This is a genomic window from Synechococcus sp. W55.2, from assembly GCF_047461635.1.
In the GTDB taxonomy this organism is placed as follows: domain Bacteria; phylum Cyanobacteriota; class Cyanobacteriia; order Thermostichales; family Thermostichaceae; genus Thermostichus.
Genome location: NZ_JANSHM010000005.1, coordinates 21892 through 42230 on the forward strand (window position 1 = coordinate 21892; position 20339 = coordinate 42230).

The window sequence follows — 20339 nt, forward strand, 5'->3', positions numbered from 1 at the left end:
CGCCATGTATCCAACAGGAGAAGCACCCCAAAGCAGAGTGGGTTGGTTAACCGTAGGAGGGATCGCCGTCTTGGCGGCCCTGGGAGTGCTCCGCGCTTGCCTGTACGTCACTTTGCCCGGACATGCCACTGTAGTTTTCAATACCTTTTCCGGGCTGCAAAAGGGGCGGGTGGAACTGCCGGGGGTCATCTTCCGGATCCCGGGGATCGAGACGCCGATCACCTACACCGTGCTCACCCGCGTTTGGGAGTTTACCAACGACCCTGCCTCGGCCAATGCCATCAGCAACGCCATCACCGTGAACACCGCCGATGGACAAGCCTTTGCCATCGATGTGGCCATTGCCCTCAAGCCCAACCTCGCCACTTTGGACGAGCTGCACGCCAACATCGGCGAGAACTATCTTTCCACGGTGGTGGTGCCGGTGGTGCGCTCCAAAATCCGGGATATCTCCGCCTCTTTCGATTCGGAAGACTTTTACCGGAAAAGCCAGCGGGCTGCCATCGAACAACGAGCGCTGGACTTGATTCGCCAAGAGATGCCTACTGTCAACCGCGATGGCCAAACCCTGCCTCTGGTGCAGGTGGAGGGCCTGTTTCTGGGCAACCCCGATTTCCCACAAGCCTTAAGAGACTCGATTGAACGCAAACAGGTGGCCTCGATTACAGCACAAACGGCGGCAGTGCGGGCGCAAATTCAGGAAAAAGAGACCGAGCGGCTGCTGATCTTGGCGGCGGCCAACCAGCGGGCCATTGAGCTGAAAGGACAAGCGGCAGCGCAGAACGCGCAACTGGCGGATCTGCTGTTCTACGAGAAGCTGCAAGAGCGCATCCAAAACCCGACGGACTCGCTGCCCCCTTTGCGCATCATCCGTGTCGAGGGCGATGCCACCGTGTTTCTCAATGTGGATCCCCATCAGGCAGCCTTACAAAGAGCGCAGTAGGTTCAGCAAAGTTGCGGAGTACAGTCTTAAAAACCTGGGTGTAGAGTGTGTCTAGATACGAGGGCTGAGGGATGCCGTTTGAGTTTGTTGGCATCCTACGGCCAAGTGTTTGGACTGGGATCCCCTGTGGGGTTGCGCCGAATCCGGCTGAGGAGGAAAGCTCGTACTCGATGCAAGACTAGATTTTGGCCGCCATGAACTCCCGCCTGACTCACACCCCCTTTCCCCGTCTAAACCCGAAGCTGGCGGAGGCGGATCATGTTTTGGTGGTGGACGATCAGGCCAGCAGCCGCCTCTACATCGGTGAGCTGTTGCGGTCGGCCCACTTCCGCGTGAGCGAGGCCACCAACGGCGAAGAGGCTTTGGAGGCTGTGGAGCGGCTTCGACCAGACTTGGTGCTGTTGGATGTGCTGATGCCGAACATGAGCGGGTTCGATGTCTGCCGGCAACTGAAGGCCAATGAGCTGACCCGCCTGATCCCCGTTGTGCTGATCACTGCCCTGACCGACCGCTCCAATCGCCTGATGGGGATGCAGGTGGGGGCCGACGACATTTTGACCAAGCCCTTCGATCACGTGGAGCTGCTGGCGCGGGTACGCTCATCCATCCACCAAAAGCGTTTGAACGAAGACCTGGATCACGCCGCCAAGGTGTTGTTTGCCATTGCCCGCGCCGTGGAAAGTCGGGATCCCACCACGGGTGACCATTGCGAACGCTTGGTGGCCATGGGGGAACAGTTTGGCCGTTACTTGGGGCTGTCTCGTCAACAGATCAAGGCCCTGCGCTGGGGCGGCTACCTGCACGACATCGGCAAAGTCGGGATCCCGGATGCGATTTTGTGCAAGCAGGGCAAGCATACCCCGGAAGAATGGGAGATCATGAAATCCCATGTGTTGATCGGCGAAGACATTTGTCGGGGCTTGCGCACCATGCAGGATGTGCTGCCGATCATCCGCCACCACCACGAGCGTTGGGATGGCAGCGGCTACCCGGATGGGCTGGCAGGCGAAGAGATTCCCCTGTTGGCCCGCGTCTTTCAGGTGATCGACATTTTCGACGCTCTGACCTCTCCTCGCCCCTACAAACCGGCCCTGACCGCCGAACAGGCCCTGGAAGTGCTGCGGGAGGAAACCCGCAAGGGCTGGCGGGATCCGAACTTGGTGCGCGAGTTTTGTGACTTTATGTTTGTCACCGCCTTTAATTTGGTGGAGGCGGGATAGGGTCTGGAGGGCCGGGCCAGTCTGGAGAGGCGGCTTTTGGGGTTTGAGCGGCAACGATTACCCCGGCTACACGGATCCCGGCAGCGGCCAACACCTGCTGGGCGGCTTGAACGGTAGAGCCGGTGGTGTAGATGTCGTCCACCAGAAGAACCGGTGTGGCTGGAGCATGTTTCAGGGCAAAGGCCCCGGCCAAGTTGTGCTGTCGTTGCAGCGGGTTGAGCTCATGTTGAGCCGCTGTGGCCCGCACCCGCACCAGAGCCTCAGGCCAATGTCTCAGACCTGTCCGCTGGCAAAAGGCTTGGCTGATCAAGGCGGCTTGGTTGTAGCCCCGTTGCCGCAGGCGCTCCGCATGAAGCGGGATGGGCACCACCGTATAGTCCAAGCCATAGGCCCTACGGGAGCCTGAAGACGGCTGTCGGCTTTCCACCCAGCGGGATCCCAGCCATTCTCCCAAAACCGAGCCAATGCGCCGTTGTCCTTCGTACTTCAGGCAGTAGATGGCCCTGCGCAGCGCCCCCCGGTGGATCCCCCAAGCATAAAGCGGCCAAGGATCAGTGGTGACTGGCCAGGTGGCGAGGCGTTCCGCCTGCAACCGCCTTTGACAGTCTTGACAGAACACGGCCTTGGCAGGGCGCCGGCAAAGCGGACATGGAGGCACAATCCACCAATCTAACCAGCCCATCGTCTGCTAGGGATCCTTTCTGGTGTGCAGAGTCTCCTAAAAAGCTGAGGCAAGGGGGGAACGAGGCCGAAATTCAGACTCGGCCAGGCTAACAGCCCAGCAGTCCATCCCCAAGTTGACGCTGGGATCCCGCCTTGCTAGGATTCAATATCGCCGGATAATTCAACCGGATAATTTAAAATTTGAGCCGTGACCTTCTCTGCCAGCCCATGCCCACCATTCAGCAACTGATCCGTGAGGAGCGCAGCGTTGCCGCTCGCAAGACCAAGTCCCCTGCCCTGAAGGCTTGTCCACAGCGGCGGGGGGTTTGCACCCGAGTGTACACGACAACGCCCAAAAAGCCCAACTCAGCGCTGCGAAAAGTGGCTCGCGTTCGCCTCACCTCTGGCTTTGAGGTCACCGCTTACATTCCCGGCATCGGCCACAACCTGCAGGAGCACTCTGTGGTCATGATTCGCGGTGGGCGGGTTAAGGATTTGCCCGGCGTGCGTTACCACATTATCCGGGGCACCCTCGACGCTGCAGGGGTCAAAGACCGCAAACAAGGCCGCTCCAAATACGGGGCGAAACGGCCCAAGCCGGGCCAAGCTCCAGCCGCCGCTGGCAAGAAAAAATAGCTTTGCCCTCACCCTCAACCCTCCATATCCCACTCGTCATCTTTCTTTCTGCCATCCCCATCTGAACAAGCAACCCAGCTCCTATGTCTCGCCGCAACCGTGCCCCTCGTCGTGATGTGCCCCCGGATCCCAAGTATGGGAGCCGTCTGGTTACCATGCTGATCCGCAAGTTGATGATGAGGGGTAAGGCATCCCTGGCTGCCAGGATCCTCTATGAAGCTCTGGACATTGTGCGGGAGCGCACTGGCCAAGACCCACTGCCCTTGCTGGAAAATGCTGTTCGCAACGCCACCCCACTGGTGGAGGTGAAAGCCCGCCGGGTGGGCGGAGCCACTTATCAGGTGCCTGTGGAGGTGAGAGGAGAACGGGGCACTTCCCTAGCGCTGCGCTGGTTGGTGACCTTTTCGCGCACTCGTCCAGGTCGCACCATGGCCGCCAAGTTGGCCAATGAGCTGATCGATGCAGCCAACGAAACCGGCAGCGCCATTCGACGGCGGGAAGAGGTGCATCGCATGGCCGAGGCCAACAAGGCCTTTGCCCACTACCGCTACTGAACTAGCCTGGCGGGGCAGTGGAGACTTTTGGGATCCCTGTTCTGCCCAGCCCGAGTTCCAGCGAGGTGGAGAAAAATCGGCAAAAAAGATTAGAATTGTAAAGGATTTTTTAGTTTGCCCAAGTCGCAGGGCGACGAGGATTGGGAGGTTGACGTGGCACGCACAGTTCCCCTAGAACGAGTCCGAAACATCGGCATCGCGGCTCACATCGATGCTGGCAAGACCACGACCACAGAGCGGATTCTCTTCTACTCCGGTCTGGTGCACAAAATTGGCGAAGTTCACGACGGAACTGCGGTCACCGATTGGATGGCCCAGGAGCGGGAGCGGGGCATCACCATCACCGCTGCGGCCATCACCACCCGTTGGACTAAGCGGGATCCCGCAAATCCTTCCCAGCCCCTCTCCGGCGCACCGGAGTACACCATCAACATCATCGATACTCCTGGGCACGTCGATTTCACCATTGAAGTTGAGCGCTCCATGCGGGTGCTGGATGGGGTGATCGCCGTCTTTGACTCGGTGGGCGGCGTGCAGCCTCAGTCTGAGACCGTCTGGCGGCAAGCCAATCGTTACAATGTGCCCCGCATTGCCTTCGTCAACAAAATGGATCGCATGGGGGCCAATTTCCTCAAGGTTTACAACCAGATCCGGGAGCGCCTCAAGGCCAATGCTGTGCCCATCCAACTGCCCATCGGTGCCGAAGACGGGTTTTGCGGCATTGTTGACTTGGTGCGGATGCAAGCCCGCATTTATATGGATGAGATCGGCAAAGACATTCGTCCGGCCCCCATCCCTGAGGAGATGAAAGATCTCGTGGCAGAGTATCGGGCCAAGCTGGTGGAAGCAGTGGCCGAGACGGACGAAGCTCTGATGGAAAAGTACTTCGCCGAAGAAGATCTGAGCGAAGCCGACTTGATGGCGGGTCTGCGCAAAGGCACGATCAGCGGCCAAATTGTGCCCATGCTGTGTGGCTCTGCCTTCAAGAACAAGGGAGTCCAGATGCTGCTGGATGCGGTGGTGGATTACCTGCCCTCGCCTGTGGATATTCCGGCCATCAAGGGGGTGCTGCCAGATGGCTCAGAAGTGTCCCGCCGTGCCAGCGACGATGAGCCCTTCTCCGCCCTGGCCTTCAAGTTGATGAGTGATAAGTACGGGGATCTCACCTTTATTCGCGTCTACTCGGGGGTGTTGACCAAAGGTACTTATGTGCTCAACTCCACCAAGAACAAGAAGGAGCGAATTTCGCGGTTGGTGGTGCTGAAGGCCGATGAACGCTTGGACGTGGATGAGCTGCGGGCAGGAGATCTGGGAGCTGTGGTGGGCCTCAAGGACACCATCACCGGAGACACCCTCTGCGACGAAAATGCGCCGGTGATCCTGGAGTCTCTGTTTATCCCAGAGCCGGTGATCTCAGTAGCGGTAGAACCCAAAACCAAAGCCGATATCGATAAGCTCTCCAAGGCCCTGCAGGCCCTGGCCAAGGAGGATCCCACCTTCCGCGTGTCTGTGGATCCCGAGACCAATCAAACCATCATCTCTGGGATGGGCGAGCTGCACCTGGAGATCTTGGTGGATCGGATGCTGCGGGAGTTCAACGTAGAAGCCAATGTTGGTAACCCACAGGTGGCCTACCGCGAAACCATTCGCAAGCCGGTTAGCCGCGTGGAAGGCAAGTTTGTTCGCCAGAGTGGTGGCCGCGGCCAGTACGGCCATGTGGTTATCGACCTAGAGCCGGCGGAGCCAGGTACAGGATTTGAGTTCGTTTCCAAGATTGTGGGTGGCGTTGTGCCCAAAGAATACATTGGGCCAGCCGAGCAAGGGATCCGAGAAGCCTGCGAATCCGGTGTGCTAGCGGGCTATCCCCTGATTGACATCCGCGCCACCCTGGTGGATGGCTCCTACCACGAGGTGGACTCCAGCGAAATGGCCTTCAAGATCGCCGGTTCGATGGCTCTGAAGGAGGCCGCTCGCAGGGCAAGCCCTACCCTGCTGGAGCCGATGATGAAGGTCGAGGTGGAAGTCCCTGAAGCCTTTGTGGGGGATGTCATCGGGGACATCAACGCCCGCCGCGGCCAGATGGAGGGGATGAATACAGAAGGCGGCATTACCAAAGTCAATGCCAAAGTTCCCTTGGCGGAGATGTTTGGCTATGCCACCGACATTCGCTCCAAGACCCAGGGTCGAGGCACCTTCACGATGGAGTTCAGCCACTACGAGGAAGTTCCTCGCAGTATCGCCGAAGCCATCATTGCCAAAAACAAAGGAAATGAGTAGCTGACTGAAACCAAAAAGGAAGTGATGATTCATGGCACGCGCTAAGTTTGAACGCACCAAACCCCATGTCAACGTTGGCACCATCGGCCATGTTGACCACGGCAAGACCACCCTGACGTCTGCCATCACCACCACCTTGGCTGCTTTGGGTCAGGCCACAGCCAAAAGGTACGATGAGATCGACGCAGCGCCAGAGGAAAAAGCTCGCGGCATTACCATCAACACCGCCCACGTCGAGTATCAGACTGCCAACCGTCACTACGCCCACGTGGATTGTCCCGGCCACGCCGACTACGTGAAGAACATGATCACAGGCGCGGCTCAGATGGATGGGGCCATCTTGGTGGTGTCTGCAGCTGATGGTCCCATGCCCCAAACACGGGAACACATCCTGTTGGCCCGTCAGGTAGGGGTGCCCAGCTTGGTGGTCTTTCTGAACAAGGCAGACATGGTGGACGATCCAGAGCTGCTGGAGTTGGTGGAGCTGGAAGTGCGGGAGCTTCTCTCCAAATACGACTTCCCCGGCGACGACGTTCCCATCATCAGAGGATCGGCGCTGAAAGCCCTAGAAAGAATGACCGCCAACCCCAAAACCCAGCGGGGCGAAGATCCTTGGGTGGACAAAATTTATGAGCTGATGGATGCGGTGGACTCCTACATTCCCACGCCTGAGCGGGATGTGGACAAGCCCTTCCTGATGGCTGTGGAGGATGTCTTCTCGATTACTGGTCGGGGCACGGTGGCCACGGGCCGGATCGAGCGGGGCCGCATCAAAGTGGGCGAAACGGTGGAATTGGTGGGCCTGCGGGAAACTCGCTCCACCACTGTTACTGGCCTGGAAATGTTCCAAAAAACCCTCGATGAGGGGATCGCCGGCGACAACGTTGGTGTGCTGTTGCGCGGCATTCAGAAGAACGAAGTGGAGCGTGGCATGGTGCTGGCCAAGCCCAAGACCATTACTCCCCACACCAACTTCGAGTCTGAGGTGTATGTCCTCAAGAAAGAGGAGGGAGGTCGCCACACGCCCTTCTTTGCCGGCTATCGTCCTCAGTTCTATGTGCGCACCACCGATGTAACCGGCACCATCTCTTCCTTCACGGCTGATGACGGATCCCAGCCAGAGATGGTGATGCCTGGTGACCGCGTTAAGATGACGGTGGAGCTGATCCAGCCCATCGCCATTGAGCAGGGGATGCGCTTTGCTATCCGCGAGGGTGGCCGTACTATCGGAGCGGGTGTTGTCTCCAAGATCCTGAAGTAAGCTGCTTTTTCCTGGCAGGGATTGAGTGCCGACGGCCCCAGACCAACTCAGTTGCGATAGTGGCGCGGAGCACTTTCCCTGCCAGCTTTTTTGAGTCCCCCTTTTTCTGGATTGCTCTCCGGCCATGCCTACCTTGACTCAACAGAAAATTCGTATCCGCCTGAAGGCTTACGATCATCGGCTGCTGGATACTTCCTGCGACAAAATCGTGGATACGGCTCGTCGTACCGACGCCGTGCCGGTTGGCCCGATTCCTTTGCCTACTCGGCGCCGCATCTACTGTGTGCTGCGCTCCCCCCACACCGACAAGGACTCGCGGGAACATTTTGAAACCCGCACCCACCGGCGCATTATCGACATCTATTCCCCCTCTTCCAAAACCATCGATGCTCTCATGAAGCTGGATCTGCCGGCAGGGGTAGATATCGAGGTGAAGCTGTGATGGATCTGCAGGGATCCCCCGCTTTCGCAGTCATTTCGTAGAGCTTGGATGAGGGCAGCAGCGGGTGACAACATCGGTTGATCCGGTCGATCGCGATAGTGGTGCAGACCCCTCTCAGGGGTTGGCAACTCCAGGAGCGGCCCAATCCCCCATCCCGGTTTTGGTGGTGGGTGCCCTGGGCAAAATGGGGCGAGAGGTGGTGCGAGCCGTTGCCCAGACGCCCGACATGACCCTGGTGGGGGCGGTGGCCCGCTCGCAATTGGGCTCGGACATTGGCGAGGTGCTGGGCCTGGGATCCCTGAGGGTGGAGATTACCGACGACCTGCCGGGGCAGTTGCTGAGGTTGTCGCAGCGCAGCAACCGCGGCGTGATGGTGGATTTTACCCATCCTCGGTCGGCCTTTGAACATGTTCGCTCGGCCATTGCCTTTGGCGTACGCCCGGTGGTGGGGACGACGGGCCTGACGCCGGAGCAGGTGGAGCGGCTGCGGGATCTGGCGGACAAGTCGGGTGTGGGCTGTTTAATCGCGCCCAATTTCGCCATCGGCATGATTTTGCTGCAGCAGATGGCGCTGCAGGCGGCCCAGTATTTTGACCATGTCGAGATCATCGAGCTGCACCACAACCGCAAAGCGGATGCCCCCAGCGGCACGGCTCTGCAGACGGCCCAACGGCTGGGACAATTGGGCAAAACCTTTAACCCGCCCGTTCGCGACAGCGGGACGGAGTCCTCAGTGGAAGAAAAAGAGCTGATCCCCGGTGCGCGGGGAGGGCTCTCTGGCCCCAACATTCCCATTCACAGCGTTCGTCTGCCGGGGTTGATTGCCCACCAGGAGGTCATCTTTGGTGGGATGGGGCAAACCCTCACCTTGAGACACGACACCACCGATCGGATAGCTTTTATGCCGGGGGTGATCCTGGGGATCCGCAAGGTGCTGCAGCTTCAAGGTTTGGTCTACGGGCTGGAGCAGGTCTTGAGCTAGTGGGTCAGGGGAGGGATCCCGGCCTCATCCAGGATGCGGGGGATGAGGTGCTCGGCTTTGACGGCCATCAGATGCACCCCGTGGCAGATTTGGCGGGCCTGCCGCACCTGTTCGGCGGCAATGCGGATCCCTTCTTCGAGGGGGTGGGCGGCGTTGGCCAGCCGCTGGATAATCCCGTCTGGGATCTTCACTCCTGGCAGGTTGCGGTTGATAAACTCGGCATTTTTGGCCGATTTGAGCAAAAAGATGCCGGCCAAAATGGGCTTGCCGGCGGGACGGCCCAACTTATCCATGAAGCGCTCCAGCTGCTCAAAGTCGGTAACCATCTGGCTCTGGAAAAATTGGGCCCCGTTTTCCAGCTTGCGGTGGAAGCGCCGCTCCAGGCCGGAAAAGCTGCCCGATTGGGGTTCCACCGCTGCCCCTGCCAACAGATGCGTGCCCCCATCCGGGAGAGGTTTGCCATTGCAATCGAGGCCGTTGTTCAGCCGTTGGATAAGCTGCAGCAGGCGCACCGATTCCAGATCGAACACGGCGCGGGCATCGGGGCAATCGCCGATGTGGATGGGATCCCCGGTGAGGGCCAACACATTGCGCAGGCCAAGGGCTGAGGCCCCCAACAGATCCCCTTGCAGGGCCAGACGGTTGCGATCTCGACAGGCCAACTGCAGGATCGGTTCAACACCCGCCTGATGCAACAGCACCGAGGCCGCCAACGGGCTCATGCGGGCCATGGCTCGGTTGGAGTCCGTGATGTTGATGGCATGCACCCGCCCCTTGAGCTGCTGGGCCAGAGACAGCAGGGTGCTGGTGTCGGATCCCTTGGGGGGGGTAATCTCGGCGGTGAGCAGAAATTCCCCCTGCTGGATGGCCTGGGCGAAGCGGGACAGGGGAGGTGATGAGGGGATCAGGGCCACAATTCCTGAAGGAAAGGTAAAACGGCTGGCTTATTATCGACTTTTCCGGGAGGTTTTTCCAGACAGGGCGCCCTTTCTCAGAGCTTGGGCGAGGGAAGGGGGCTGGGCGGGAGTTGCACCCGCATTTCCCCCAGCCATATCTTGGGATCCCCCTGTTGCAGATGCTGCCGCCAATCCTGTGCTGCTGCAGGAGGGATCCCGTCCGGGCTTAAAGTCCAGCTCCAGCCGATCACCTGAGGCCAGCGCTGCGCCTCCAGACCTTCCAGCAGCGGTTGAGAGGTTGCTGAGCCCGGAGCCGGCCCGCGGATCACCACAGGCACTTCCGGGTTGAGGGCCTCAAGGCGGCGGTACAGCGGTTCAAAAGCGGCGGGATCCCCCGTTACCTGTAGGCTCAGCCAGTCCATCTCAGGGAACCGAGCCCAGGTGGACACGGCCTTGGCATCTTCTCCGTCCAGCTCCACCACCCAGAGCAAATTGGCCGGGGACTCCGTCCCGCTAACGCGAACAGAGCGCAGGGTTTGCATCAGGTGTTGGTAAGCCCGTTGTTGCAGCGAGGACTCCGTCCCACCAAAGGGCTCCCCACCGCTACCGCGAGCGCGTTCGGGATCCCCGTCGCCAACAACGACGGCCAGGATGATGGGGGTGGCAAAGCGCTGGATCCCGCGGGCCCAAGAGCGCAAGGTCTCATCGTGATCCCCATTGGCCAAGGCAGAAAGTTGGGCTGGATCTAGCCGCAGGCGCAGGTAGGGGACTGAGCCGCTTTCCCGCAGGCGACTGGCCAACTGCTGTGGAAAGTCCTGGCGGGGATCCCAGAGGTGATCCACGGCTGCCCAGGCGGGGGGTTGACCGATAGCCTGGCGATAGGCGAGGAGTTGATCCCAAGTGGGAATGCCCGGCCAAGCGACCCCGTGATACAGCCGACCCGGAGGTGGCGGCAGCGGCCTACCCCGCAGAAAGGGGGCGGAATCGGGTGGGATTGGCGAGGTGAGAACAACCTCCAGCCGCAGCGGCGGCAAGACCTCACCGGCAGGGGGATGCGGCAGGGAGAAAGGGAGGATCCAACTGCGCTCCTGGAACTGGCCTCGGATGATCTGCTGAGGGTGAAAGTCCTGGGGAGGTGGCAGCGGTTCCAGCGGGTCTTCCCCCCAGAAAGCCCGTTGGATTACCAAGCGCACCCCTGCGCCGGGGTGAATCAGAGGCGTGGTGGTATCCAGGTGAAAGCTACCCCTGAGGCGGGTGGACGTCTCATTGGGCTCAACCCGGAAGGAGAAGGTGAGCTGGTCAGATCGGTAGGTGCCTGGAGCGGGGGAAGCAGTGGGGGGCGGGGATCCCGGCTGCCATCGGAGGCTTTCGCAGTCGGTGCAGGGAAAAATGGCCTGCGGATGGAGAGAGACAGAAGCCTCGCGGGCAGATTGCAATTGCTGGGGGCTGATGACAAAGCTGGCCCAAAGGTGTTTCAGACGGGGCTCCCGACCAGGCTGAATATCGGAAAAGGATCGGCCTTCGGGAGTGGCCGTGCGGGTGCCGGCAGCCGTGCCGTCCAGAGGCACCGTGGAAACCGGGTCGCCAGCACAGCCCCCCAAAAAACCAACCGACAAAATCAGCAGCAGCGCCCAGCCGCAAGTGCTCCGCACCGCTACCGCGACCCAGGGGTCGAGTTTGCAGTTGGATGGCTGGATCATGATCTCACCTCAATACACCACTCCTGCCCGGCTACCGAAGGGAGTCGATGCCGCTCTCGTCTTGTGGACGGTGCGGTTCCCGACGGGGCACCAACGCAAACGGCCAGCAAGATCCCTTTCCCTCCGGTTGCTAGAGGGATCCTCGCCCAGAGGCACATCCTTTGAGATTGATCCCGATCACACCCATTGCTGAACGGGAAAGGTCTCCGTCCTGCCCAGGCGAACTATCCCTGCGGCACGGTTGCGACTTCTGGGTAAATGGTCAGGATCCCTTCGTAGAGGATTTGGCCGGGCTGCACCTCCAAGCGGTCAATGCGCACGCCCGGATCCAACTGAATGGGGAAATCGGCCAGGCCAGGGATGGGGATCTCTTGGCCTTCGCTCACCCAAAGGGGATTGACCAGCCGCAACCGGTTGGGGCCTTGGGCTTCTAGGCCGGTCAGCACCGTCACCGGCGCTCCCACCCCTTCCGGAGTGGTTAAGTTGGCCTGGATGCGCAGCCGACCCTGTTCCAGCGTGACCTGAGGCTGGCGGATGAGAAAGGGCACCACTTGGCCCCCAACGGGCAACTGCACCTGGGCCTGGGCCAGTTGGGCTTGGATGAGGGGAGCCTGAAGGGTGCGGTTCAGGTCTTCCTCGGTGAGGCGCAAGCTCACCTGCACCGGCACAGGGGCCAATAGCCGCAGCGGGCTCCGTCCCTGGATGGCTTCGCCCACATTGAGGCGAATATCCTGGCCCTGCAGCCGCAGATGGCTGACCTGAAAGCCTTGATAGCTGAGGTTGTCTCCCGACACCTGGGCCTGAGGGATCTGCCCATTCAAAATCTGGGCGTCAGAGCCGACAATTTGCACTTGCAGGTTATCGACCCTCTGCACCTCAGAACGGATCCAAGCGGCCACCAAGGGGCTGAGAAGGGATCCGGCAATCTGGGCAAATCCGGGGGGCCAAGGCCAAAACATGGTGGGTAGGCTGAGCAGCAGAGCAAACCCCAGCCGCTGCCCCGCTTGCGAAAGCCGTTGGCGGCGACAGGCTGCCGATTGGGCTTCGAGAGGAGACGGATCTGGAGCAGGCCGATGGCAAGACGTGAGCAGCACTGGATACCTCAGGAGCAACGACAAGCGATGGTTTCCACCCGAACTACAACCAGACTAGGGCAGGACTTCTCTGCCGAACAGAGGGATCCCCCGCACACTTGGAGAGGCTATCCATCCGTCAACTGCCACCAAAGATACCCCAGCCGCAGGTAGTGAAGCCGTAGCCAGGGCAAAGGGAAAGCGCGGGGCGGCTGGCGAAACAGAGCGCTCATCTGAGAAGGGATCCCGGCAATCTCCTGGGCCAGCATTTTGCCCGCCCACACTGCTGTGGCCACACCGCTGCCGTGATAGGCCAAGCCGTACCACAGGCTGGGATCCGCCGGCGAAGGGCCGATGTGGGGGTGAAACTGTCGAGAAAGGCAGACCAGTCCATTCCAGGCGTACTCGATCTCCACCCCTTCCCAGGCGGGGAAAAGACGATAGAGCTGTCGAGTCATCCAAGTGCGCAACTGCCGTCGCTCCGTCGGGGTATCGCGGGTGCCACCCCGTCCCCCAAACAGCAGGCGCCCATCCGGCAGCAGACGGTAATAGAACAGCAGCCGCCGCATGTCGTAGAGCGGCGTCGGATCCCACCACCCTTGCGCTTTCTGCTCCTGAGGCGTCAGAGGTCGGGTGACCAGGATGTTGGACAGTGCCGGCAGCAGGGATCCCGCCAGTTGGGGATACAGGGCCTCTGGGGTGTAGCCGTTGGTGGCGATGACCAAGTGTCGAGCGCGCACCGTTCCCCCTGGCGTGTGGCAGCAGTGTTGGGATCCCACCTTTTCCCAGGCCGTGACCGGACTGCCGCTGTACAGCTTCGCCCCCCACCGGTGGGCCGCTTGGGCCAGTCCTTGGGTGAGCTTGAGGGGGTTGAGGCCAAACCCCACCCCAATGTGCAAAGCGCCGTGGTTCTCTTGGCTGTTGAAGCCGCGTTCCCGCAGCTCTTTGGGGTTGAGGAGCTGGGCCGGGTAGCCCGCCACCTGAGTATAGATCAGGTACTCGGCCTCCAATTCCGACCATGCCTGTGGACGATGGGCCACTGCATAGCAGCCCTGTCCCTGAGCCTCTAGGGAGAAGCCCTCGCTGGCCGCCAGCTCCCGAACGGTTTCCACTGCCTGCCATTGATCCCGGTAGTAGCGCTCTGTCTCTGCCAGGCCCACCCGCCGCACCATCTGGGCGTGGGTGAGGTGGCTCGCCCCCACCCCGCAAAAGCCGCCATTGCGCCCCGAGGCCCCCCAACCCAGGGATCCCGCCTCCAGCAGGCAGGCAGAAATGCCATGGTCGCGGGCCAGGTGCAGAGCCGTCGATAGCCCCGTCAATCCTCCCCCCACAATGACCACCTCCGCGCCCACCTGCGCTTGCAAAGGTGCCGGATGCCGCCAACCGGGATCTGCTATCGTGCTGTCCCAGTAGCTGCCGACCGGGCAGGCAGGATCGTAGGTGCTGGCAGGATAAAGGCCCTTTCTCATACGAGCAATGGGAAGAACATCTTGCTGGGCAACGCCGAAGTGCTCGGTACCGCTGAGGCGACCGGTCGCAGGACAAGTGCTGAAGGGGATCCCCTCACTCCTGGGCAACGCTGTCGCAACCGGCAGCAGCGGCCTCCATATCGGCAGGGGTATTGCAGTCCAGGAAGATCTCAGGAGTGTAGAGCTCCACCTCCTGTACCCGCCTGCCCAGATCCTGCAACAACCGGCGCAGGCCCAGGGTTTCTTCTCGGAGATCCAACAGCTTTTCCCGCAAGCGCCTGTCGATCAGGGTAGGGTGCCCCCGTCGCCCTCGATGCACCGGCACAGTAACCCAAGCGCGATGGCGCAGATGGTACTCCAGCAAGCTGTGGTAGATCCACGCCGGGCGCGGCTGATCCACCGCCGAAATGGCCAGCACCTGAAAATCGGCAGGGATCCCTTCCACCCCTACCCGAATGGAGTGGGTCTTGCCCAGCTCAGGAGCCGGATTGACCAGCACCTCTGCCCCTGCCAAGTGGGGTTGGGCTGCCGCCAAATGCTGGGATCCCAGCACCACCCAGGGTTGAAACCCCGCCTGTCGCCACTGAAAAATCTGGTAAGAGAGCAGGGTTTGCCCGTCTTTCCAGGGCAGAAAGGCTTTCGGCTCTCCCATCCGCGTGGAAAACCCAGCCGCCAAGATCAGCGCATGCAGCTTCGGCTCATTTGCCAAGGAGCTTCACCAGCAGAATGCCAAACAAATATAGAAACGTCACAGCCCCGGCCAAAAGGCTCTGGGTGAGGGGATCCGTCGAAGGGGTGAGAATGGCCCCCGCCACCACCGCGCCCAGAACCACGTAGCGCCAGCCCTTGAACATCTGCTCGGCAGTCACCAGACCCAATCCTCCCAGCAGCGCCTGCAAAATCGGCACCTGAAAGGCCAGGCCGGTACTGAACAACAGCAGCAGCACAAACTCAAAGTAGCGGTCGATGGACCAAGCCTGATCCACCACCCCTTCGCCGTAGCGAATGAAAAAGTTGAGCGCCGCCGGAATGAGGAGATAGTAGGCAAAGACCAAGCCGGCCACAAACAGAAGGCTCGATCCCAGCACCACCGGCCCCAGCAGCTTGCGCTCCTTCACGCTCAGCCCCGGCAAGACGAAGCGGGCAATTTGGTAGAGCAAAAAGGGTGTGGCCAGCAATAGCCCCGAGTAGGCCGCCACCTTCACAGAAACGAAAAAATACTCCCCCGGCGCCAGTTGCAAAAAGGTAACCCCCTGCGCGGGCACCTCCAGCAGGGCGACAATGCGATTCACCACGGCAAAGCAGGCGATGATGCAGATCGCCACCGCGATCACGCTGGCCAACAGGCGGCTGCGCAGCTCTTCCAAGTGCTCCATCAAGGTCATCTCGACCTCGTAGGGAAACTCCGGATCCCGCACCCGACCAGGCTCAGGGGCCGCCGCGGCTTGCTCCGGGGACTCGGTCTCAGAGGCAAGGGTCATGGGCCAAGGTGTAACGAGACGTTCCCCGCTATCTTAGCGCTGCCCCCTCTCCAGGGAAAAGCACTTGTCGAGCCGCTATAGGGGGATGTAGCCCTGGCCTGTTAAGGGGATCCCGGGGCCTAAGCAGAGGGGACGGGGAAGGGGAGTGGCTGCAATTTCTAGCGCTTGCCCAAGCCCAGCGCCTTTTCCACCTGCTGGGCGGCGTAAGCCATGGCAAAGCAGCAGATAAAGTAGATCAGGCCGATAAAAAACAGCACTTCCCGCTGGGTGCCCAGCCAGTTGGGGTTGGTGAACACCACGCGCCCCGCCTGCAGCAGGTCGATGAGGCCGACAATGAACACCAGTGACGTGTCTTTGAAGAGGGTGAGGAACTCGTTCACCAGCGCCGGAACGGCTGCCCGCAGTGCCTGGGGCAAAATCACCAAAGCGGTCACTTGAAAGGGGTTCAAGCCCAGCGCCCGTGCCGCCTCCAGCTGGCCCAGCGGGATCGACTGCAGGCCGCCCCGCACGTCCTCGGCCACGTACACGGCTGTAAACAAGATGAAGGCCACCTCCGCCCGGATGATCAGGTTGACGCTGATCCCTCCCAGAAAGAAGGGCACCAACAGCCAGGCGGCAAACAGAATGGTGGTCAGAGGCACCCCCCGCACCAGCTCGATCACCAGCGTGCAGAAGATCCGGATTACCGGCAACGCCCGATTGGCCCGGCCCAACGCCAGCAACACCCCGATGGGAAAGCCGATGATCATGGCGGCTGCCGCCAAGATCAAGGTCAGCAGCAGTCCAGACAGTTGCTCAGCCCGCACTGCCGGCCAATTGGGGCCCAGGTCGCCCAGCAGCAGCTGCAGACAGAGGGGCAAGATCAAGGCCCAAACCCAGATGGAAGCCAGCCGCCAGGATTCCCGTCCGCGACTGAGGGCAATAGCGGCAAAAGTCGCTCCAGAGCAAACCGCCAGCCACCCCTGCGACTGGGTTCCCAAAGGCAGGAACGCGGCCAAGCCCATAGCAGCTCCCAAGAGAATGAGGTAGTGCAGCAGCACACCGCCCCAAGCCCCCCCCGCTACCCCCAAGGTGGCCAGCACAATTCCCAACACCGCCCACACCCGCCACAGTTGGCTGCTGGGGTAGGTGCCGCTGGCAAAGATTTTCAGGTTGGCCGGGATCACCTCCCAGCGGGCTTGGGTGAACGCCCAGTTCCAAAACAGGGAAATTGCCCAGGCCAACACCAAGGCGGAGACCAAGGTGAGCAAGGTGCTCAGCCAGGAGTCGAACAGGTTGCGGCGCACCCAAGCCAGAGGACTTTGTTTCTCCCTGGGGGGGAGTACCTTTTCTTCTACAAGGGGAGAGGAGAGACTGCTGGGCATGGGTTAGCGCTCCACCAATTTGACGCGGGCATTGAGCCAGTTCATGCCGTAGGAAACCACCAGGTTGAAGGTCAGATAGGTGGCCATGAGGATGGCGAACATCTCCACCGAGCGTCCCGACTGGTTGATGATGGTGCTGCTGATGTTGAACAGATCGGAGAAGCCAACGGCAATGGCCAAGCTGGAGTTTTTAATCAAGGTGAGATACTGAGTGTTCAAGGAGGGGATCATGATCCGCAGGGCCTGCGGCACAATCACCAAGCGAAAGGTTTGCAGCTCCGACAGGCCGACGGCCCGGGCCGCCTCCCACTGCCCCCGCGGCACCGCCAAAAAGGATCCGCGCACCACTTCGGCAATGTAGCAGCCGGTGTAGGTCACCAAGCCCAGCATCATGGCGGTAAACTCCGCCGAAAGCTGGATCCCACCCCGGAAGTTAAAGCGCTCCAGTACCGGGACATCCAGCCGCACCGGCGGCTCTGGGAAGAGCACCCAGCAGGCCACCGCCAGCAGCGCCACCCCCGCAGCCACCCACAGGTTCCGCTGCCGGGATCCCAGCTCGGGTCGGCAGACTAGGAGCAGCTTGCGGATCCCCCACCCAGCCGCGATTACAATGGCCAGCGCGGGAACCAGCCAGCCGCTGGGATCCAACCCGGGCAGCTTCACTCCCCGCTGGTTGATAAAGACAAGCCCGCCGATGGAGAGACTGTTGCGCACCCCCGGCAGGGTGAGGATCACCCCCTGGTACCAGAAGATCACGATCAGCAGCACCGGGACATTGCGAAAGATCTCGGTAACAACGGTGGCCAGCTGGCGGGCCAGCCAGTTGCTGGAGAGGCGAGCCATCCCCAGGACAAAGCCCATCGCCGTCGCCAACACAATGCTGACTGCCGACAGCCAGAGGGTGTTCACCGCTCCCACCGCCAGAGCCTTCAGGTAGCTCTCGGAGGGGTCGTAGGGGATCAGCCCCTCGGTGATCCCAAAGTTGGCGGAGTTGCCCAGAAAGCGAAAGCCCAAACTGATGCCCAGGCGGCGCAGGCTGGCGAGGAGGTTCTGAGCAAGGATCCCGAACACCAGCAGCACGGCCACGACAAAGGCCACCTGCAGCAAGAGCTTCAGGATACGCTCATCCCGCCACCAGGGGGGGCGAAGGTGGGGCTGGTCAGACAGTGCAGTCATGGGGCGCAGGCAACAATCCAAAGTATGACAGGAAACAAGGGATCCCTGGCTGGTACTGACCAACCGAGATCCCTGTCCCAGGGGGGGCGATGGCTCCCGGATTTGCGATTAGCGGAAAGGCGGCGCGTACTGGATCCCACCTTTGGTGTAGGGCTGGTTCAAGCCCCGCGGCACGCCCAAGGGGGTCAGGTGGCGGTTGAAGATCTCGCCGTAGTTGCCCACCGCCTTGATGACATTGACCACCCAATCCGGCTTCAGGCCCAGCAGCTCTCCCAGGTTGCCTTCCTGGCCCAAGAAGCGGCGAATGTCGGGATCCTCGGACTTGAGGAACTCGTCCACATTGGCGCTGGTGATCCCCTTTTCTTCTGCATAGAAGAGGGCGTAGACCGTCCAGTTCATAATGTCGGAGAAACTCTCATCTCCGTGGGGAACCAGCGGCCCCAAGGGCTCTTTGGAGATCACCTCCGGCAAGATCACGTGGTCGTCGGGAGAAGCCAAGCTGGCCCGGCGGGAGATGAGGGCGCTTTGGTCGCTGGTGATGGCATCGCAACGGCCCTCTTCGTAGGCGTTGAAAGAGGAATCATCGCCGTCGAAGGTTACTGGCGTAAAGGCAATGCCACGGGCGCGGAAGGTATCCGCCAAGTTCAGCTCGGTGGTGGTGCCGGCAATCACACAGATGGTGGCCCCGTTCAGGTCTTCCAGCTTTTCCACCCCCAGCGACTTCCGCACCATAAATCCTTGGCCGTCGTAGTAGGTGGTGGGGCCGAAGGTCACCGCCCACTCGCGATCCCGGGTGAGGGTCCAGGTGGTGTTGCGGCTAATCATATCGACCTCGCCCGACTGAATCGCAGACTGGCGATTGGCCGCCGTCAGGTAGACGTATCGAACCTTGTCCGGATCTCCAAAGAGAGCGGCAGCTACTGCCCGGCAGATGTCGATATCAAAACCCACATACTTGCCTTGGTCATCCAGGTTGCCGAATCCGGGCAGTTGGTTGTTTACCCCACAGATCAACTCGCCCCGAGCCTTGATGCGGTCGGTGAGCGGCCCCAGCTGCGCCCAAGCGGGAAGGGACTGCAGGCCCATAGACAACGCCAGTGCCCCGGCCAAGGGAGCCAATCCGTTCAAATGCTTTATCCAGTTCATAAAATTACCCCATGTCAATCCTCAAGATCTTCGTCGTCAACAGTCGTTCATACACGGCACTTCAACCGAGATACCGTGCCATTGGGTTACACTCCTGCCACACCCCACACCCCATAGAATGGTTTGCCATAGGCGCCTACGATTTTCTCAAAGCCTTACATGTCAGGGCGTATGGAAATGTTGCAGAGGCTACGGTTGTGGCTCGGCCAGTTCTGCCATGGTACCCATGCCTGCTTTGGTGAAACTTAGGGAGTCACCCACCCATGCAAGGATCCCCGCACATAAGGTCTTCACTCTCTCCGCAAAGTGCAGCCAGCGCTGACATTATCCAATGCGAAGATGTTCACAAATGGTACGGCGATTTCCACGTCCTCAAGGGCATTACCACCCGCATCCGCCGCGGAGAGGTGGTGGTGATCTGTGGGCCTTCAGGTTCGGGCAAGTCAACGTTTATTCGCACGTTGAACCGCTTAGAAGAACACCAGAGAGGGCGCATTGTGGTAGATGGCATTGAGCTGACCAGCGACCTGCGCAACATCGATGCCATTCGCCGCGAGGTGGGCATGGTTTTTCAACAGTTCAACCTGTTTCCTCATCTCACGGTTTTGCAAAATGTAACCCTTGGCCCAATCCACGTGAAAAAGATGAAAAAAAGTGAGGCGATAGAGCGGGCTATGGAACTGCTAAGCCGCGTGGGGATTGCCGAGCAAGCAGAAAAATACCCGGGGCAACTTTCGGGGGGGCAGCAGCAGCGGGTGGCGATTGCCCGCGCCTTGGCCATGAATCCGGCGGTGATGCTCTTCGATGAGCCCACCTCGGCCTTGGATCCAGAGATGATCAAGGAGGTGCTGGACGTGATGCGGGAGTTGGCCCGCTCGGGGATGACCATGGTGTGTGTAACCCACGAGATGGGCTTTGCCCGCGAGGTGGCGGATCGGATTATCTTCTTCGACCGCGGCAAGATCGTGGAGGAAAACACCCCCCAAGAGTTTTTCAGCAATCCGAAAGAAGAGCGCTCCCGCCTGTTTTTATCCCAGATCCTTTCCCACTAGCGAG

19 protein-coding genes are annotated in these 20339 nt (G+C 60.6%); 9 read left to right on the forward strand and 10 right to left on the reverse strand.

The window, feature by feature from the left end; all coding sequences use genetic code 11:
- The first annotated feature begins 4 nt into the window (after positions 1–4).
- Both NW828_RS02085 and NW828_RS02090 read left to right on the forward strand, forming a co-directional pair.
- The gene (locus NW828_RS02085; protein WP_414381090.1) at positions 5–943 is read left to right on the forward strand and encodes a prohibitin family protein; all 939 of its coding nucleotides are present in this window, start codon (positions 5–7) and stop codon (positions 941–943) included.
- A 194-nt stretch (positions 944–1137) separates the two neighbouring features.
- A complete protein-coding gene (locus NW828_RS02090; RefSeq protein ID WP_414381092.1) occupies positions 1138–2163 on the forward strand; it encodes an HD-GYP domain-containing protein in 1026 nt (341 codons plus the stop codon).
- Here NW828_RS02090 and NW828_RS02095 read toward each other — a convergent pair.
- Positions 2141–2845: a ComF family protein gene (locus NW828_RS02095; RefSeq protein WP_414381094.1), complete on the reverse strand. Its 705-nt coding sequence runs from the start codon at positions 2843–2845 to the stop codon at positions 2141–2143. The two genes, NW828_RS02090 and NW828_RS02095, sit on opposite strands and share 23 nt — an antisense overlap.
- A gap of 209 nt (positions 2846–3054) precedes the next feature.
- Between NW828_RS02095 and rpsL the strand changes: the two genes are divergently transcribed.
- The 6 genes from rpsL (at position 3055) to dapB (ending at position 8978) form a co-directional block, all read left to right on the forward strand.
- Positions 3055–3462, forward strand: coding sequence for a 30S ribosomal protein S12 (gene rpsL, locus NW828_RS02100; RefSeq protein ID WP_011432553.1), 408 nt, complete (start codon positions 3055–3057; stop codon positions 3460–3462).
- Positions 3463–3545: 83 nt separating this feature from the next.
- The gene (gene rpsG, locus NW828_RS02105; RefSeq protein WP_011432554.1) at positions 3546–4016 is read left to right on the forward strand and encodes a 30S ribosomal protein S7; all 471 of its coding nucleotides are present in this window, start codon (positions 3546–3548) and stop codon (positions 4014–4016) included.
- Between the two features lie 153 nt (positions 4017–4169).
- Complete coding sequence (fusA, locus tag NW828_RS02110) at positions 4170–6293, forward strand: elongation factor G (RefSeq protein ID WP_414381096.1); 2124 nt, start codon at positions 4170–4172, stop codon at positions 6291–6293.
- 31 nt (positions 6294–6324) lie between these two features.
- The gene (gene tuf / locus NW828_RS02115) at positions 6325–7554 is read left to right on the forward strand and encodes an elongation factor Tu (protein WP_414381098.1); all 1230 of its coding nucleotides are present in this window, start codon (positions 6325–6327) and stop codon (positions 7552–7554) included.
- Between the two features lie 124 nt (positions 7555–7678).
- The gene (gene rpsJ / locus NW828_RS02120; protein ID WP_414328725.1) at positions 7679–7996 is read left to right on the forward strand and encodes a 30S ribosomal protein S10; all 318 of its coding nucleotides are present in this window, start codon (positions 7679–7681) and stop codon (positions 7994–7996) included.
- 121 nt (positions 7997–8117) lie between these two features.
- Positions 8118–8978 (forward strand): 4-hydroxy-tetrahydrodipicolinate reductase, encoded by an 861-nt coding sequence (dapB, locus tag NW828_RS02125; protein WP_414381156.1) that lies wholly within the window; start codon positions 8118–8120, stop codon positions 8976–8978.
- Here the strand turns inward: dapB and NW828_RS02130 are convergent.
- From NW828_RS02130 to NW828_RS02170, 9 genes are all read right to left on the reverse strand, one after another.
- Positions 8975–9892 (reverse strand): methylenetetrahydrofolate reductase, encoded by a 918-nt coding sequence (locus NW828_RS02130; protein WP_414381100.1) that lies wholly within the window; start codon positions 9890–9892, stop codon positions 8975–8977. The two genes, dapB and NW828_RS02130, sit on opposite strands and share 4 nt — an antisense overlap.
- Positions 9893–9969: 77 nt before the next feature.
- Positions 9970–11574, reverse strand: a complete 1605-nt coding sequence (locus NW828_RS02135; protein ID WP_414381102.1) for a hypothetical protein — start codon at positions 11572–11574, stop codon at positions 9970–9972.
- 224 nt (positions 11575–11798) lie between these two features.
- The gene (locus NW828_RS02140) at positions 11799–12692 is read right to left on the reverse strand and encodes a DUF2993 domain-containing protein (protein ID WP_414381103.1); all 894 of its coding nucleotides are present in this window, start codon (positions 12690–12692) and stop codon (positions 11799–11801) included.
- Positions 12693–12775: 83 nt separating this feature from the next.
- Positions 12776–14224, reverse strand: coding sequence for an NAD(P)/FAD-dependent oxidoreductase (locus NW828_RS02145; RefSeq protein WP_414381105.1), 1449 nt, complete (start codon positions 14222–14224; stop codon positions 12776–12778).
- Positions 14211–14825, reverse strand: a complete 615-nt coding sequence (locus tag NW828_RS02150; protein WP_414349906.1) for a nucleotidyltransferase family protein — start codon at positions 14823–14825, stop codon at positions 14211–14213. The genes NW828_RS02145 and NW828_RS02150 overlap by 14 nt, the downstream gene beginning before the upstream one ends.
- Positions 14815–15501, reverse strand: a complete 687-nt coding sequence (gene tatC / locus NW828_RS02155; RefSeq protein ID WP_414381157.1) for a twin-arginine translocase subunit TatC — start codon at positions 15499–15501, stop codon at positions 14815–14817. The genes NW828_RS02150 and tatC overlap by 11 nt, the downstream gene beginning before the upstream one ends.
- Positions 15502–15755: 254 nt before the next feature.
- A complete protein-coding gene (locus NW828_RS02160; RefSeq protein ID WP_414381107.1) occupies positions 15756–16961 on the reverse strand; it encodes an amino acid ABC transporter permease in 1206 nt (401 codons plus the stop codon).
- Between the two features lie 3 nt (positions 16962–16964).
- On the reverse strand, positions 16965–18137 hold the full coding sequence (locus NW828_RS02165; protein WP_414381109.1) for an amino acid ABC transporter permease: 1173 nt from the start codon (positions 18135–18137) through the stop codon (positions 16965–16967).
- 108 nt (positions 18138–18245) lie between these two features.
- A complete protein-coding gene (locus NW828_RS02170; RefSeq protein ID WP_011430144.1) occupies positions 18246–19283 on the reverse strand; it encodes an amino acid ABC transporter substrate-binding protein in 1038 nt (345 codons plus the stop codon).
- 263 nt (positions 19284–19546) lie between these two features.
- On the opposite strand from NW828_RS02170, the gene NW828_RS02175 reads away from it, so the two are divergent.
- The gene (locus tag NW828_RS02175) at positions 19547–20335 is read left to right on the forward strand and encodes an amino acid ABC transporter ATP-binding protein (RefSeq protein WP_414381111.1); all 789 of its coding nucleotides are present in this window, start codon (positions 19547–19549) and stop codon (positions 20333–20335) included.
- The last annotated feature ends 4 nt before the right edge of the window (positions 20336–20339 follow it).